A 14,067-nucleotide genomic window follows, 5' to 3' on the forward strand; every position below is an offset into this window, starting at 1 on the left:
CCTGCATCTTCAAGAAACCGGCTATTGCTGCACAAGGGAGAACATAATGGAAGGAAACTTTGTTTTTGTTTTGCTGGAGTTGATCTTGATCAATGTGGTGCTCAGCGGCGACAACGCGGTTGTGATCGCCCTGGCAAGCCGCAATTTGCCTGCCGAACAGCAGAAAAAAGCTGTGTTCTGGGGCAGTATGGGGGCCATCGGCCTGAGGATCGTATTGACGTTTGCCGCCGTATGGCTGCTTCGCATTCCGTTCGTTCAGGCGCTTGGAGGACTCCTGCTGTTGTTTATTGCCGTGAAGCTGCTGAAGCAGGAAGAAGAGACGGAAAGCATTCAATCGAGCTCACGCCTGTCGGGCGCCGTCAAAACGATCATTGTGGCCGATCTCGTCATGAGTCTGGACAATGTACTGGCCATGGCAGGCGCGGCTGGCGGGAATCTCCTGCTTATCGTCATTGGTCTGGCAATCAGCATTCCCCTGATTATTTGGGCAAGCCAGCTGCTGATGCGCTTGATGAAGCGATTTCCGATCATTGTCGTGCTGGGAGCGGCACTGCTTGGCTACACCGCAGGCGAGATGATTCTGGATGATAAAGGCGTCAGCGCCTTTATTGAGTCGACGCTTCCCTGGACGAATCATCTGCTTCCTATCGTGCTGGCGATTGCGGTTGTTGCCGTAGGCCATCTGATCAATCGGACCCACAATAAACGGGCGGAAGCGAAAGCCGCCCGCTGAGAACTACAGGCTTGAGATCGGAAGGGAAACACCTCACTTAAGGGGTGTTTCTTCTTTTTTGCCGTCCCTTTGCATAAGCTTGGATAGAAAAGGCGGACGAAGGTGCAAAAAGGGGGCGCTAAAGTTATGCCGAAGTGGGGAAGACGAGGCTGGCACAGCAGCGGCAAACGCCGGAACGGCAAACCCCGCAGCCGCCGGAGGCTGTGGCTGCTCATCATGCTTATTGTATTTCTGTTTATTTTCCAGCTGTTTATATTCGTAGAGCGCAATCTGCAGGGACCGCTGATGACGGTCGCCAAGGTCAGGGTCAAGCAGGTGGCTACGCAGGCAATTAACAAAGCCATCACCGACCAGGTCGCAAGCCAAGGCGATGTCGAGAAGCTGATTGAATGGAAAACCAATAATAGCGGTAAAATATCCGGGTTTATGCTGAATTATGCGGAGCATATGCGGATTACCTCCCAGACCGCCGACCGCGTGCAGGGCATGCTGAATGAAATTAAACACATCCCGGAGAAGATTCCTGTCGGCCAGGCGCTCGGCAGTGCGATCATTGCTTCCTACGGTCCCCGCGTTCCGGTGAAATTCGAGCCGGCTGGAGCGGTTAAGGTGGATCTGGAGACCAGGCAGCAGGATGCCGGAATCAATATGATTCTGGTTGAAGTTTATATGCGCATCGTGGCAGAGGTGTCGATCATCATTCCCTTTGATACTCAACCTGAGCTTGTGGAGACGGAAATTCCCATTTCCTATCTGCTCGTGGTAGGCGATGTGCCCATGTATTACTATGATAACAAGGGCAATCCTGTCGGGGATTCGGCGTCAGGAGCTCCCAGCATCTCACTGCCCATGCAGGAAGGCCAGGACGGCGTCACCACGACGAGCCCGAGAAACAGTGGCGGGACGGACAATGAACAGCAGCTGCCGGATACCTCGACTGATTATTTGAACGAATCCGATAATGACTGGTCGGCGAATAACGGCAGTTGAAAAAAATAGATACAGGAAAAAGGCGCTTGTCATCAAGGACAGGCGCCTTTTCCTAAATAACCGGATTCTTCTTTATAGAAGGGAAATGTCAAGCTCCGTTAGATCTTACAATAATATGCGGCGGGAGAGTTTTTTACGCCAGCGAAATTAATGGTTGCTTTGCTTCAGCTGCCTTCGCTCGCTGTTTTCCCATTGCCGCAGCAGCGGGTAGGGGTCGAAGGACCATTCGATCAGACCGCTGTCCCGGTAAACGCCATAATGCAGATGCGGCGGGAATTTTCCCTGCGTTCCCGGCTTGCCGTAGCCGGAGCTTCCGACGAAGCCCACCAGCTGGCCGGGCTTTACGATGCTGCCGACCCGCAAGTTTTTTTCATAGCCCGACAGATGCGCGTAATAATGATAATTGTTGTTCAAATCGCGGATGCCGAGCCTCCAGCCGCCATAAGGATTCCAGCCTTTAATTTCAACAATGCCGTAGCAGGTGCTTCGCACATTGATTCCATAATTGGCGAAGATATCGGTCCCTTCATGAATGCGGAAACCGCCCCAGCTTCTGCTTGTTCCCCAGGTACCGCGATAAGAGTAGTTGGTTCCGATAGGAAGCGGAAAAGCATGCTCGAAGAGCTCCAGACGGCCGAAATGTGCATACAACGCGGAGAATTGGCGGACCCGCTGGACAGCCCGGGTATTGTGGTAATACTGCCAGGCGCCAATGGCGAAGTCCTCTTCCGATGGCCCGAAGTGCGTAAAATGGTCGGCTACTGAATACAGCAGGTCGGTGTCGCTGGTCCGCTTCGCGAGACCGTCGCCATCCCCATCCCTGCCGATGCCGCTGAACCAGCGGATAGAAGCGGGAAGCTGATCCTCCGTGTCAGGATTCAGCTCGCCTGTCCATCCGGGCTCCGTGACGAATACACTGACAAACTCTCCAAGCTGTTTTCTTGTTTTCGGGCGGACTTTGGTGATGGTCCGCTCATACTGATCAACGGCTGCAAGCCGGTACCAGGGAATGCCGGTCAGGCTGCTTATTTGCAGATACAGCGCCTTCCGCTGCTCGAACTCATTTTCCTTCTTGGGCGGTTCGGCGGGCTTCTCCTGCGCTGTTGCAATGCTGCCAAATGATTGCAGCATACCCATCACGCATATCAGGAGCAAGATGGGACAAAGTAAAAACCGTTTCATGGATCCCCTCCTCCTCAGACGGAAATGGCCAAATGGACTGTAGTTATCATTTGCAAATCATTGGTTTTTATCCGAAACGTGCTATAATAAGACGCAGGAGACTACAGAAAGCAGGTATGCTTCAATGAAGACAAAAGAGAAGAACGCTATGCCAAAGCCGGACTGGCTGCGGATAAAATTAACAACAGGCGGCAACTATGCCGAGATTAAAGATATGATGCGTTCCAAGACACTGCATAGCGTTTGTGAAGAAGCCCGATGCCCGAACATCTATGAGTGCTGGGCCAACCGGACTGCAACTTTTATGATATTAGGCGATATTTGCACGCGTGCGTGCCGTTTTTGTGCTGTTAAGACAGGCCTTCCGACCGAGCTTGATCTACAGGAGCCGGAACGTGTGGCGGAAGCCGCGGAGCAGATGGGACTGCGCCACTGCGTGGTCACCTCTGTAGCCCGCGATGATTTGGCGGATGGCGGGGCGATGATTTTCGCCGAGACCGTCAAAGCGGTCCGCAACCGCATGCCGCTATGCAGCGTGGAAGTGCTGATTCCCGATTTTCTGGGCAACGAGGCCGCGCTGCAAACCGTAATGGATGTGAAGCCGGATATCCTCAATCATAATATCGAAACCGTTGAGCGTCTCTCGGACCGCGTTCGCGCCAAAGCGAAATATACCCGTTCGCTGGAGCTGCTCAAGCGTGCCAAAGCCATGCAGCCCGGTATCCCGACCAAATCAAGCATCATGCTTGGACTTGGCGAGGAATGGGATGAAATCCTCCAGACGATGGATGATCTTCGCGCGGCTAATGTGGATATACTGACATTGGGACAATACCTGCAGCCGACACCCAATCATCTGGCGGTAGAACGTTATGTTCACCCGGACGAGTTTGCCAAGCTGAAGGAAGAGGGGCTGCGCCGCGGATTCAGCCATGTGGAATCTGCTCCTCTGGTGCGGAGCTCCTATCATGCCCATGAGCAGGTGCAATCGGCAACGGAGGCAAGAACAGCAACATTGTGAGAAGGAGTGGGGAGCACCCTTGATGCATATCAATGGCAGAGCCTATGAATTGATTCACGAGAACAAGGACGGCTGGAACCCCGAAGCATTTCGTGAGCGTTTCAGCGAGGTGCTGGAGCGCTACGATTATGTTATCGGAGACTGGGGCTATAATCAGCTGCGTCTGAAGGGCTTTTTTCGGGATAATCATCCTAAAGCAACAAGAGACAGCGCGTTCTCAAGTATGCTTGATTATATTAATGAATACTGCAATTTCGGCTGCGCTTATTTTGTATTGCAGAGGCATCCCGGCGTCAAGCGCCAGGGAGAGGACGGCAGCGAGCTCGATTCCGAGACGGATAACGCAGAACTGTTTGAGGGTATTGAAGATGCCTATGAGCTTTCTACACAGACAAGTGACGCTATCCAGGGTGAAGAAACCGGCCAGGAGCAGACACGGACTCCTCGGATCGTCAGAGAGCATCAAAGACGCGAATACCATCCCAAGCATCTTCGTAAGGATTCACCCAAGGATGTGGAGAAAGAACCGGTTAAGGAAAACCGCAAGACGTTTAACAAGGATAAAGACCGGGACAGGGACGGCGGGCGCCAGCAATCGGCAATTCAACAGGAGGAGCGGCCCCATAATGGCGAGCGCGAACGCAGCGGCCGGCATCGCAAGCCTCATTTTACCGCGCCTAAGGCACCTGTAGCGGCAGCTGCCGAAATCCAGACGCATTCAAAGCAGAATCAGGGAAATCGTCAGAAGGATTCCGGACCCAAAGCTTAAGATCTGCCAGGCTTTGTGCCGAACCCATCAAACTCAAAAAACCGCGTATCCGGTTATTTTCCGTATACGCGGTTTTTTTTACGGAAATTTACGATAAAAAAATTTGATTTCTATGAAAAATGAGTTACAATATTAAAGTAAGTTAGTGAAAAAATATTACCAACAAAAAGGAGATTCAAACACATGGCTAAAGATTTCTATCAAGCAGTCAAAGAAAGACGTACATTCTACGGGCTTTCAAAAGAATCCGTTTTATCCGATGACCGCATTCAAGAACTCGTTTCCGAGGCTGTTAAACATACGCCATCATCCTTCAATTCCCAAAGCTCGCGCGTTGTTGTCCTGCTCGGAGAGCAGCATGACAAGCTGTGGAATCTGACTAAAGAAGAGCTTCGCAAAATTGTTCCGGCTGAGCAGTTCGCTTCCACTGAAGAGCGGATCAACGGATTCTACAACGGTTACGGAACTGTCCTGTTTTTCGAAGACGAGAATGTGGTCAAAGGACTTCAAGAGCAGTTTGCTTCATATAAAGATAACTTCCCGATCTGGTCTCATCATGCGTCCGGCATGCTTCAGCTGGTGGTATGGACAGGTCTGGTGAATGAAGGACTCGGCGCATCCCTGCAGCACTACAATCCGTTGATTGATGCAGCTGTGCAGCAGGAATGGGATGTACCGGCAAGCTGGAAGCTTGTTGCCCAAATGCCGTTTGGCAATCCTACAGCAGTTCCTGGCGACAAACAATTCAGCCCCATTGAAGACCGCATGAAAGTGTTCAAATAATATAATCCGCAATATCCTTTGTAAAATCAAAAGAGTACAGCTGAGCCTTCTTCAGGCTTGCTGTACTCTTTTTGATCGTTCATGATTAAACAGGTCTCAATTAATCTTATAAATGCTGGACATTGTACAGCCGCGCATAGGCGCTGTCTCTGTTCATTAATTCCTCATGATTGCCCTGCTCGACGATTGACCCGTGCTCAATGACGACGATCGTATCCGCATGGGTAATCGTCGACAGGCGATGCGCCACAATCAGCGTTGTGCGATTCCGCGCTAGCACCGCGAGCGATTCCTGGATCGCATGCTCGGATTCCAGATCCAGCGCGGAGGTTGCTTCGTCCAGAACCAGAATAGCCGGATCCTTGAGAAATACCCGGGCAATGGCAATCCGCTGCTTCTGGCCTCCGGAGAGCTTCACGCCCCGTTCGCCGATTTCCGTGTCATAGCCAGCAGGAAGCGCAGTAATAAACTCATGGGCATTGGCTCTGTGCGCCGCCTCAATGATAGCTTCTTCGGAAGCTGCGGGATCGCCAAGCCGTATATTATCCCTCACCGAGCCGCTGAACAGAATATTATCCTGCAGCACCATGCCGATATGGGATCGCAGGCTTTGCTGCCTGAAGGCTTGAATATCGCGGCCGTCAACCGTAATTTGCCCTTCCTGAATATCATAAAACCTTGCAAGCAGGCTGACCAGAGACGATTTGCCGCCGCCGCTCATCCCGACCAGCGCCACGGTATGGCCCTGTGGAATTGTAAGATTGATATGCTGCAGCACCCATTCGCCGGTATCCAGATAGCGGAAGGATACATCGCGGAATTCGATATCTCCACGCACCTTCTTGAGCTCGATGGCATCAGACGCATCTTTGATCTCCGGCTCCTCGTTCAGCAGCTCCATAACCCGCTCCAGCGAAGCGGAGGCTTGCGTAAGCTCGGTGGATGAATTCACCAGCCTTCGCAGAGGGCCGTAGAGCCTGTCCAGATACCCGTAGAACGCGACGAACTCGCCAAGGGTAAGCTGCTTCTTGATGACCAGATAACCGCCGCAGGCAAGAACCAGGAGCGGAGCGATCTCGGTCAGAGTATTGGTGATGGATTGTGTCAGAGCGTTCCAGCGGGTCAAGGCAAACGCCCGTTCGAGAAAGCTCCGGTTGCGGACTTGAAACTGCTCCTGCTCGTGAGCCTCGAGAGTGAAGCTTTTCACCACCGGAATCCCGTTGACATGCTCATTAAGATAGCCCTGCATCTCGGCCAGCGACTGGGATCTGGAGCGCGAATAAGCCTGCAGCCGCTTGTAGAGCTTCTTGACCGCATAAGCGTATAGAGGCAGGATGGCGATGGCTACAAAGGTGAGCGGCACATTCATATTGAACATGATGACCACCGCAATGACCAGCGTGAACATGTCGAGCCAGATGTTCATCAGGCCGGTTTCAACCAAGGACTTGGTCTGCTCGGCGTCGTTCATGACCCGGGATATGATCTCACCGGATTTGCGGTTTTGATAGAAGCGGATGGATAGCAGCTGCAGGTGGGAATACAGCTTGTTGCGCAGATCGAATAAAACACGGCTTGTGGTGAACTGCGCGAAATACTGCCTGAAGTATTCAATGGGGTAGCGGACGATGACAAACAGCACAAAAGCCAGTCCAATAACGCGCGCCAATTTATCCAGTTTCTCGCTGGCGGGCAGCGTTGCGGTGAGGATCTCGTCCACCACGTATTTGATAAAAAGCGGCATCGTCAGCGGAATGGCGAATTTCATAATGCCGATGATCAGCGTGAATGCGACCAGCCAGCGGTATGGCTTTACAAATTGCAAATAAGATCGGAAAAGCTTCATAATTATTTCACATCGTATCCAAGAAACGCCTCACGCACCCGGTTCCAGAACGGGAAGGGCCGGTACCTGGCGAAGCTGACCTTATGTCCCGCAACACTGCAGCGGATGGATCGGATATCGTTTCTTGTAATGTTTAAATGATCGAACGATAGCTGCAGCCTCTGATCCTTGCGCGAAATAATATCGCAATGGTGATGCTGCGGCAGAACGACGGAAGAGCCAAGCGTGCGGTACACCCGATTGTTGATTGAGGCGATTTCCGCTATTTGCAGCGATTCTATGGAAGGATGGATAACGGCTCCGCCCAGGCTTTTGTTATAAGCGGTACTGCCCGATGGAGTGGAAACGACGATGCCATCGCCCCGGAACATTTCAAAGAGCTCGTCATTGATATCGATTTGGGCCACCAAAGTATTGTCCACGCCTTTAAGGGTGAATTCATTCAGCGCATAATGTGTTGAAATGCCCTCGGTCGTGTCCAGTTCAATCTGCGCGATGGGATACCGTACGATCTTCGGTTCATCTTCGGCCATCATGCGAACCAGTTCGTCGAGCTCATCAGCCTTCCAATCGGCAAAAAAACCGAGATGACCCGTATGAACGCCGATAAATGCGACGCTGGCGACCCGGTCGGAATAGGAATGAAAGGCCTGAAGCAGCGTTCCGTCACCGCCGATGGAAATGACGATATCCGGTTTTTCCTCATTCCGCGTAAATCCTTTTTCCGCTGCCTTGATGTGAAAATGCTGTGCCAGCTCCTGGGACAGTTTATCGCCTCGATCGACCACTGCGTAGTTCAAAGAAACAAGCTCCTTCCAAAACGGTAGATAGTTCGATCATATCGGAAAACGCCCTTGAATACAATGTCAACCGATGGGACCCAGGCTGTTCCAGAGCAGATAAACAAGCGCCATGGCAAGGATGCCGTGAACCAAGCGCGCGATCAGAAATGGGATATACCGCAGATTCGTCCGGCTGAGCAGACTGGCAACCTGCGCATGTACGGATAATCCGCCCCAGGAAAGAATGAATGCCGCAATCGCAGCCTGATGGACAAGTGAGGTTCCTGCTGCAGAGCCTGAGGCTTGCGCCCCAAGGGTCACTTCGAACAATCCGTTAATCACGGCATTGGCAAGGGACAGCGGCAGGCCGAACAGATTCATGATTCCGCCGAGTATATATGTGAGCACGCCGATCGCTCCTCCGCTTTTCAGCAGCTCCATAATAACGGAGAAGACGACCACAAGTCCGCCGACGACGATCATCAGCCTCAGGGCCGCTTGTACCGCATCCTGAAGCAGCCTGCCAATGGGCCTTCCGTCCAGTAGCCGTGCCTCGTGCATGGCTTTAACCGCCTCGACAAGGCGTGACTTGCGCCTCCCTGCGGTGGGAGCGGCTTGCGTATTTGCCGATGATTCATATTTCCGGTCATGGAAGCGCATCATAAGACCTATAAGCAATCCGCCGCCATAGTGGGAAACCGCAAGCAGAGGGGCGAGAGCCACATTATGAAAGAAGCCGACCGATACTGCGCCAATCAAAAAAATCGGGTCCGAGGTAGTGGTGAAGGCTACAAGCCGCTCCCCTTCAGCGCGGTTGATAAGGCGCTGTTCCCACAGCTGGGCAGTCAATCTGGCCCCGACGGGATATCCGGAAGCGTAGCCCATTGTCACGACGAAGCCGCCGATGCCCGGCAGCCGGAACAGCGGACGCATCAAGGGATCCAGCAGCTTGCCGAAGAAATGGACGATTCCGAAACCCAGAAGCAGCTCGGATATAACAAAGAAGGGGAAAAGCGCCGGAAACAGCACCTGCCACCAGATGGAAAGTCCGCGAATGGAGGCTTCCAGCGAAGCGGCGGGAAAAACGGCAAGAAGCAAAACAAAAAGCATGGCGGACCAGGCCGGGATAACAGCCGGGCGGATCAAATACCGGACAATATGCACAAAGTCCCCCTCCAATCGATCTAATAAAAGGCCTACTAATCGATATATGAGCGGAATGGGACAATCATCACAATTGTGGGTAATATATATAAAGTCGGATACTTTGTTGACAGTTTTCTGTAAAAATAAATTAAAGAAAACGCTTGCAATTCAGGTATTATTTTCGACATGTTTATGGTACACTAAAAGTATATCGAACGCTTGGGGTGATGACTTTATGAGTTTTATTGCCGGCATCCTCGTGTGCGCATTCGTTTACGTAATCCGTGAGTCATTGATGGCTCCCGGTGAAGAGGATTATGAGAGCTGACCTTCGTTGCTTATTTGTACTATCCAATGACCGAATGCCCTCCTTTAGAAGGGCATTTTTTTTGTTTGACCACCTAAGACTTAAGACGTAAAAAAATAACTTGTCAACTATTACCAAAGACCTACAAAATGGAGATGCATATGACGATGAATAACTATAGAACTATTTATGACGCTGTTGGCGGATTTGAAGGCATAACGCGAATTGTCGAGGCCTTTTATCCCAGAGTGCAAAAGCATCCCTTATTGGCCCCGCTTTTCCCGGAGGACATTTTTCCCGTTATGGAGAAGCAAGCATTGTTTTTATCCCAATTTTTTGGCGGACCGGCGCTTTATTCCGATCAATACGGCCATCCCATGATGCGTGCAAGGCATATGCCGTTTCCAATTACGCCGGAACGCGCCGAAGCATGGCTGTCCTGCATGCGCGGAGCGCTGGAAGAGAACGGCCTGCCGGCAGAGCTTCAGGAAATCGTACTTGAGCGGCTGTCCGGCCCTGCCCATCATTTTGTGAACACGAATGAGACGAACGAACAGGGGACGTGATTGCATGGAGCCGCTCTATTTAACCTCGGTCACTTGCATTTGTTGTGAAGTGGAGTATCAGAGCTCGCGCGTTAGACCAAGCTTCAAGAAGGCTTCATCGCGTGACAGCGATTTTTGTGCGCATTTCAAGAGTGAAATCAATCCTGATTATTATGTGGTTCGGGTATGTCCCAAATGCGGCTTCGCCTCCACTGAGAATAGCGCTGAACAGCTGAGCGATGCACAGAAGAAGCTTTATTACGACAGGATTGGAATGCATTGGGTGGTGCGTGACTACGGCGGAAGCCGGACCCAGGACCAGGCACTCGAATGCTACAAGTTCGCTTTGATATGCGCCCAGGTGATTGGTGACAAGGAACGCGTTATCGCAGGCATCCTGCATCATATCGCATGGATTTACCGGTATAAGGAGCAGACGGAGCAGGAGCTTCGCTTTCTGCGGTTTGCACTCGGTGCTTATGTCCGCGTCTATGAGACGGAAGGCGTCGATTTGAATAATGCCAAGCTGATGTTTCTGATCGGCGAGCTGCACCGGAGATTAGGTGAGCCAATCGACGCTGTGCGCTGGTTCTCACGCGTGGTGAACGACAAGAAGATTACGGACGGTTCGATGATCCGCGCCTCCCGCGAGCAATGGCAGCTGCTGCGCTTGGAGAATGCCGGAAATACGGATTTTATTGATGGTGTGCAGGCCAAGATTAACGCATAAGCAATGCGTCTTTGAAGGAATATGCAAAAGAAGCCGTCCGGTTATGGGCGGCTTCTTTGTCATGGAGTGAAAATGGTATGAAAGAACAGGCCTGAGACAAGTCACCTAAGCTTGGTATCCGTTAGCAAATAGTCCTGATCCGCATCAATGACCGTTACACGGCTGTTGCAGCAGGGGAAAACAAGCAGACGCTTCTTGCCGCTTCGAACATCAGCCAGCTCCCTGGGCCTCATCGGCAGCAGCACGTTATCCCTGCCGCAGAATGGACAGGACGGCACGTAAAGGTCTTTCATAAGAATGTCATAAGGCCAGGTGCGCTCGAAAGGAATCACGAATCGGAGGCTCCTTTGCCGGATTCATCAGATCCGGAATTCTCGGGAGCAGGACTTGCCTTGGCAAGCTCCGCCAGCTTTTGCAATAAAATATGTTTGGGCATATGCATCAGATGCTCAAGCGGAACATTCAACTCTTTGGACAGTTTGATGGCCGTTTCGGCCGAGAGCTGTAACGGTTTGGACATGCAATCAACTCCTCGTATGGCGGCCGGCGCTGGGCAAATCCCGTCTCACCGCGCGAAAACTCAAGCTTATTAACGAAATATTGGCAATAGGGGTCAAGCTTTCGTTATAATTCAGTTATACACCGATGACGTGGAAATCGCAACGCGAGAGCAAAAGATAGGGCAATTATCAGTTTGGAGGAGGAATGCGGCAATGGAGCAAGTGTATCCACAAAGTTGGAATCTGGACGTTCTGTACGAAGGAGGCTCAAAGTCGGAGGATTTCGCAGCGGAATTAAAAGGCATCGGGTCGGATATTGAGGCGTTGGCTGCAGGACTGCAATCGTCTGCAGCCGGGGGACAGGACGAGCCTGCATCGACTGCTTCCCTGGGGCAGCTTTCGGATTGGACGCAGCGCATTCAGTCCATCCTGCTCAGGCTCCGCCAGTCGGAATCTTTCGTCTCCTGCCTGATGGCGCAACAGGTGAAGGACACGGCGGCAAGCGGACTTAGCGACCGGGTGAAAACACTGGCCTCCAAATTCAATGCAGCGCTCACCGATTATGACGAGCAGCTGCGATTGACAGATGAGACCGCGTGGCAGAGCTGGTTGAAACAAGAGGATATAAGACCGCTTGCCTTTACCTTGAATGAGCGCCGCAGCGCGGCAAAAGAGAAGCTTCCGCCAAGTCTGGAGGCGCTGGCCGGAGAGCTTGCGGTTGACGGTTATCACGGCTGGGGCGATTTCTACAACACGATCGTATCCCGCGCGCGTTTTGAAGCCGTGGAGAAGGATGGGACAGTGAAATCCCTCTCGGCAGGACAAATGCACAACCGTCTCTCCAGCGGGGACAGAGCGATACGCGAGGCTTCCTTCGCCGAATGGGAACGAGTATGGGGAGAACAGGCTGAGCTGAGCGCGGAGACGCTTAACCGGATCGCCGGATTCCGGCTCAAGCTGTATGGCAGACGTGGCTGGGATTCGGTGCTTAAGGAGCCCTTGTCCATGAACCGGATGAGCGAGAAGACGCTGGACGCCATGTGGGCAGCCGTTAATGAAGGCAAGCCTGAGCTTGTCCGCTACCTGAAGCGCAAAGCGGAGCTGCTTGGTGTCGCGAAGCTCGACTGGCATGATGTCGACGCGCCGATCGGATCCGCCACACGGACGGTTCCCTACGATGAAGGAGCGGCGTTCATTCTGGAGCAGTTCCGCGCGTTCAGTCCGGATTTGTCCGATTTCTCGGAGATGGCCTTCCGTGACGGCTGGATCGAAGCGGAGGATCGTCCTGGCAAGCGGCCCGGCGGTTTCTGTACGGCCTTTCCGAAAAGCGAACAGACCCGGATCTTTATGACGTATTCCGGCACGGCATCCAATATTTCCACGCTTGCCCATGAGCTGGGCCATGCCTATCACCAGCATGTGATGAATGATATGCCTCCCTTTGCCCAGGAATATGCTATGAATGTGGCGGAGACAGCATCCACCTTTGCCGAACTGATCGTGTCCGATTCCGCCATGCAGGCGGCGGAGGATCCTGAAGAGAAGCTGGCTCTGCTCGAGGATAAGCTTCAACGGTCGACGGCATTTTTTATGAATATTCATGCCCGCTTCCTCTTCGAGACCCGTTTTTACCAGATGCGCAAAGAGGGAATGGTTGATCACGAGCAGCTCTGCAAACTGATGGAGGAAGCGCAGCGCGAAGCCTACAGCGGCATTCTCGGCGAGGCTCATCCGCATTTCTGGGCGTCCAAGCTGCATTTTTATTTGACGGATGTGCCCTTCTACAATTTCCCTTATACGTTCGGGTATCTGTTCAGCAGCGGCATCTATGCGCGAGCCAAGCAGGAGGGTCCTGCATTTGCCGGGCGGTATGTGGAATTGCTCAGGGATACGGGCCTGATGACGGTGGAGGAGCTTGCGCAGAAGCATTTGGGCGTACGCCTCGATGAGCCGGAATTCTGGCGCGCGGCGGTTGCCCTGACCACAGAGGATGTACGAGCCTTTTTGGAACTGACGAAGATTTAAAGAATAAATAGGCTGTTTTCCTGCGGCTGTGAATGTATTCTCTCCCGATGAATGAATATTGGCGGATTATGGAAAGACTCATAAAGATGTGGCGGTGCGGCATACACTGCGCCGCCGCCGAGCCGATACTCAAAGGAGATAAGCCGCATGGAACGCACATTTGTTATGGTTAAGCCGGATGGGGTAAGACGGGGATTAGTCGGTCCGATCCTTACACGTTTTGAGCAAAAGGGCTTTAAGCTCCAGGATATGAAGCTGATGATGATTGATCGCGAGCTGGCGGAGCAGCATTACGGGGAGCACCGCGAGAGACCCTTTTTCGGGGAGCTGGTCAGCTTTCTGACGTCGGGAAAGGTGTGTGCGATGGTGTGGGAAGGGCCGAATGCAATAGCGGGGGCCCGTCTTCTCATCGGCCAGACCAATCCGGCAAACGCCGCGCCAGGAACGATACGAGGGGATTTTGCGCTAGAGGTTTCGGAAAATATTATTCATGGCTCTGACTCCGCTGAAAGTGCCGGCCGGGAAATCGCTTTGTTTTTCGGAGATGCAGAGGAGCCTGATATCCCAAGATTTAATGTTGATGAGATTGATAGCTATCCGGTGGAAGGCACGGTTCACTAGGTTTGGTGAAGCTTCCATAATCCGAACCCCGGGTCAAAATTCATCTTGTTAATTTGGGGGTTGACGATATGCAGGATGTCGTGGTAA

The 14,067-nt window shown here is 52.4% G+C and carries 14 protein-coding genes and 1 pseudogene; 9 read left to right on the forward strand and 6 right to left on the reverse strand.

The window, feature by feature from the left end:
• Positions 1–46: 46 nt before the first annotated feature.
• Entirely contained in the window at positions 47–733 is a 687-nt protein-coding gene (locus AC0YOA_RS28075) for a TerC family protein (RefSeq protein WP_475789444.1), read from the forward strand.
• 126 nt (positions 734–859) lie between these two features.
• Positions 860–1,723 (forward strand): sporulation protein YunB, encoded by an 864-nt coding sequence (gene yunB, locus AC0YOA_RS28080; protein WP_475789445.1) that lies wholly within the window; start codon positions 860–862, stop codon positions 1,721–1,723.
• Positions 1,724–1,870: 147 nt separating this feature from the next.
• On the opposite strand, the gene AC0YOA_RS28085 is transcribed toward yunB, so the two are convergent.
• Positions 1,871–2,905, reverse strand: coding sequence for a M23 family metallopeptidase (locus tag AC0YOA_RS28085; RefSeq protein WP_475789446.1), 1,035 nt, complete (start codon positions 2,903–2,905; stop codon positions 1,871–1,873).
• Between the two features lie 67 nt (positions 2,906–2,972).
• On the opposite strand from AC0YOA_RS28085, the pseudogene lipA reads away from it, so the two are divergent.
• The 3 genes and pseudogenes from lipA to AC0YOA_RS28100 form a co-directional block, all read left to right on the forward strand.
• Positions 2,973–3,926, forward strand: a pseudogene (gene lipA / locus AC0YOA_RS28090) (lipoyl synthase); the annotation flags it as partial.
• Between the two features lie 22 nt (positions 3,927–3,948).
• Complete coding sequence (locus tag AC0YOA_RS28095) at positions 3,949–4,695, forward strand: YutD family protein (RefSeq protein ID WP_475789558.1); 747 nt, start codon at positions 3,949–3,951, stop codon at positions 4,693–4,695.
• A gap of 183 nt (positions 4,696–4,878) precedes the next feature.
• Positions 4,879–5,478: a nitroreductase family protein gene (locus AC0YOA_RS28100; protein WP_210038177.1), complete on the forward strand. Its 600-nt coding sequence runs from the start codon at positions 4,879–4,881 to the stop codon at positions 5,476–5,478.
• 106 nt (positions 5,479–5,584) lie between these two features.
• Here AC0YOA_RS28100 and AC0YOA_RS28105 read toward each other — a convergent pair whose 3' ends face one another.
• The 3 genes from AC0YOA_RS28105 to ylbJ all read right to left on the reverse strand — a co-directional run bounded on the left by AC0YOA_RS28105 (position 5,585) and on the right by ylbJ (position 9,216).
• Positions 5,585–7,324: an ABC transporter ATP-binding protein gene (locus tag AC0YOA_RS28105; protein WP_475789447.1), complete on the reverse strand. Its 1,740-nt coding sequence runs from the start codon at positions 7,322–7,324 to the stop codon at positions 5,585–5,587.
• 2 nt (positions 7,325–7,326) lie between these two features.
• Positions 7,327–8,124 (reverse strand): NAD kinase, encoded by a 798-nt coding sequence (locus AC0YOA_RS28110; protein ID WP_210038179.1) that lies wholly within the window; start codon positions 8,122–8,124, stop codon positions 7,327–7,329.
• 66 nt (positions 8,125–8,190) lie between these two features.
• Positions 8,191–9,216, reverse strand: a complete 1,026-nt coding sequence (gene ylbJ, locus AC0YOA_RS28115) for a sporulation integral membrane protein YlbJ (RefSeq protein WP_475789559.1) — start codon at positions 9,214–9,216, stop codon at positions 8,191–8,193.
• A 510-nt stretch (positions 9,217–9,726) separates the two neighbouring features.
• On the opposite strand from ylbJ, the gene AC0YOA_RS28120 reads away from it, so the two are divergent.
• Positions 9,727–10,125, forward strand: a complete 399-nt coding sequence (locus AC0YOA_RS28120; RefSeq protein WP_475789448.1) for a globin domain-containing protein — start codon at positions 9,727–9,729, stop codon at positions 10,123–10,125.
• A 4-nt stretch (positions 10,126–10,129) separates the two neighbouring features.
• Positions 10,130–10,834: a DUF2225 domain-containing protein gene (locus AC0YOA_RS28125; RefSeq protein WP_475789449.1), complete on the forward strand. Its 705-nt coding sequence runs from the start codon at positions 10,130–10,132 to the stop codon at positions 10,832–10,834.
• A 101-nt stretch (positions 10,835–10,935) separates the two neighbouring features.
• Here AC0YOA_RS28125 and AC0YOA_RS28130 read toward each other — a convergent pair whose 3' ends face one another.
• Entirely contained in the window at positions 10,936–11,166 is a 231-nt protein-coding gene (locus AC0YOA_RS28130; protein ID WP_210038183.1) for a hypothetical protein, read from the reverse strand.
• On the reverse strand, positions 11,163–11,354 hold the full coding sequence (locus AC0YOA_RS28135) for a YycC family protein (RefSeq protein ID WP_475789450.1): 192 nt from the start codon (positions 11,352–11,354) through the stop codon (positions 11,163–11,165). The genes AC0YOA_RS28130 and AC0YOA_RS28135 overlap by 4 nt, the downstream gene beginning before the upstream one ends.
• A 193-nt stretch (positions 11,355–11,547) precedes the next feature.
• Between AC0YOA_RS28135 and AC0YOA_RS28140 the strand changes: the two genes are divergently transcribed.
• A complete protein-coding gene (locus AC0YOA_RS28140; protein ID WP_475789451.1) occupies positions 11,548–13,359 on the forward strand; it encodes a M3 family oligoendopeptidase in 1,812 nt (603 codons plus the stop codon).
• Positions 13,360–13,506: 147 nt separating this feature from the next.
• Positions 13,507–13,980: a nucleoside-diphosphate kinase gene (ndk, locus tag AC0YOA_RS28145; protein WP_475789452.1), complete on the forward strand. Its 474-nt coding sequence runs from the start codon at positions 13,507–13,509 to the stop codon at positions 13,978–13,980.
• Positions 13,981–14,067 lie beyond the last annotated feature (87 nt).

Source organism: Paenibacillus sp. JT22N12 (assembly GCF_056269365.1).

Bases quoted from the DNA above. Each gene is read 5' to 3' on its own strand.
- AC0YOA_RS28075 (WP_475789444.1), top strand. From the start codon at position 47: ATGGAAGGAAACTTTGTTTTTGTTTTGCTGGAGTTGATCTTGATCAAT.
- yunB (WP_475789445.1), top strand. From the start codon at position 860: ATGCCGAAGTGGGGAAGACGAGGCTGGCACAGCAGCGGCAAACGCCGG.
- AC0YOA_RS28085 (WP_475789446.1), bottom strand. From the start codon at position 2,905: ATGAAACGGTTTTTACTTTGTCCCATCTTGCTCCTGATATGCGTGATG.
- AC0YOA_RS28095 (WP_475789558.1), top strand. From the start codon at position 3,949: ATGCATATCAATGGCAGAGCCTATGAATTGATTCACGAGAACAAGGAC.
- AC0YOA_RS28100 (WP_210038177.1), top strand. From the start codon at position 4,879: ATGGCTAAAGATTTCTATCAAGCAGTCAAAGAAAGACGTACATTCTAC.
- AC0YOA_RS28105 (WP_475789447.1), bottom strand. From the start codon at position 7,324: ATGAAGCTTTTCCGATCTTATTTGCAATTTGTAAAGCCATACCGCTGG.
- ylbJ (WP_475789559.1), bottom strand. From the start codon at position 9,216: ATGCTTTTTGTTTTGCTTCTTGCCGTTTTTCCCGCCGCTTCGCTGGAA.
- AC0YOA_RS28120 (WP_475789448.1), top strand. From the start codon at position 9,727: ATGAATAACTATAGAACTATTTATGACGCTGTTGGCGGATTTGAAGGC.
- AC0YOA_RS28125 (WP_475789449.1), top strand. From the start codon at position 10,130: ATGGAGCCGCTCTATTTAACCTCGGTCACTTGCATTTGTTGTGAAGTG.
- AC0YOA_RS28135 (WP_475789450.1), bottom strand. From the start codon at position 11,354: ATGTCCAAACCGTTACAGCTCTCGGCCGAAACGGCCATCAAACTGTCC.
- AC0YOA_RS28140 (WP_475789451.1), top strand. From the start codon at position 11,548: ATGGAGCAAGTGTATCCACAAAGTTGGAATCTGGACGTTCTGTACGAA.
- ndk (WP_475789452.1), top strand. From the start codon at position 13,507: ATGGAACGCACATTTGTTATGGTTAAGCCGGATGGGGTAAGACGGGGA.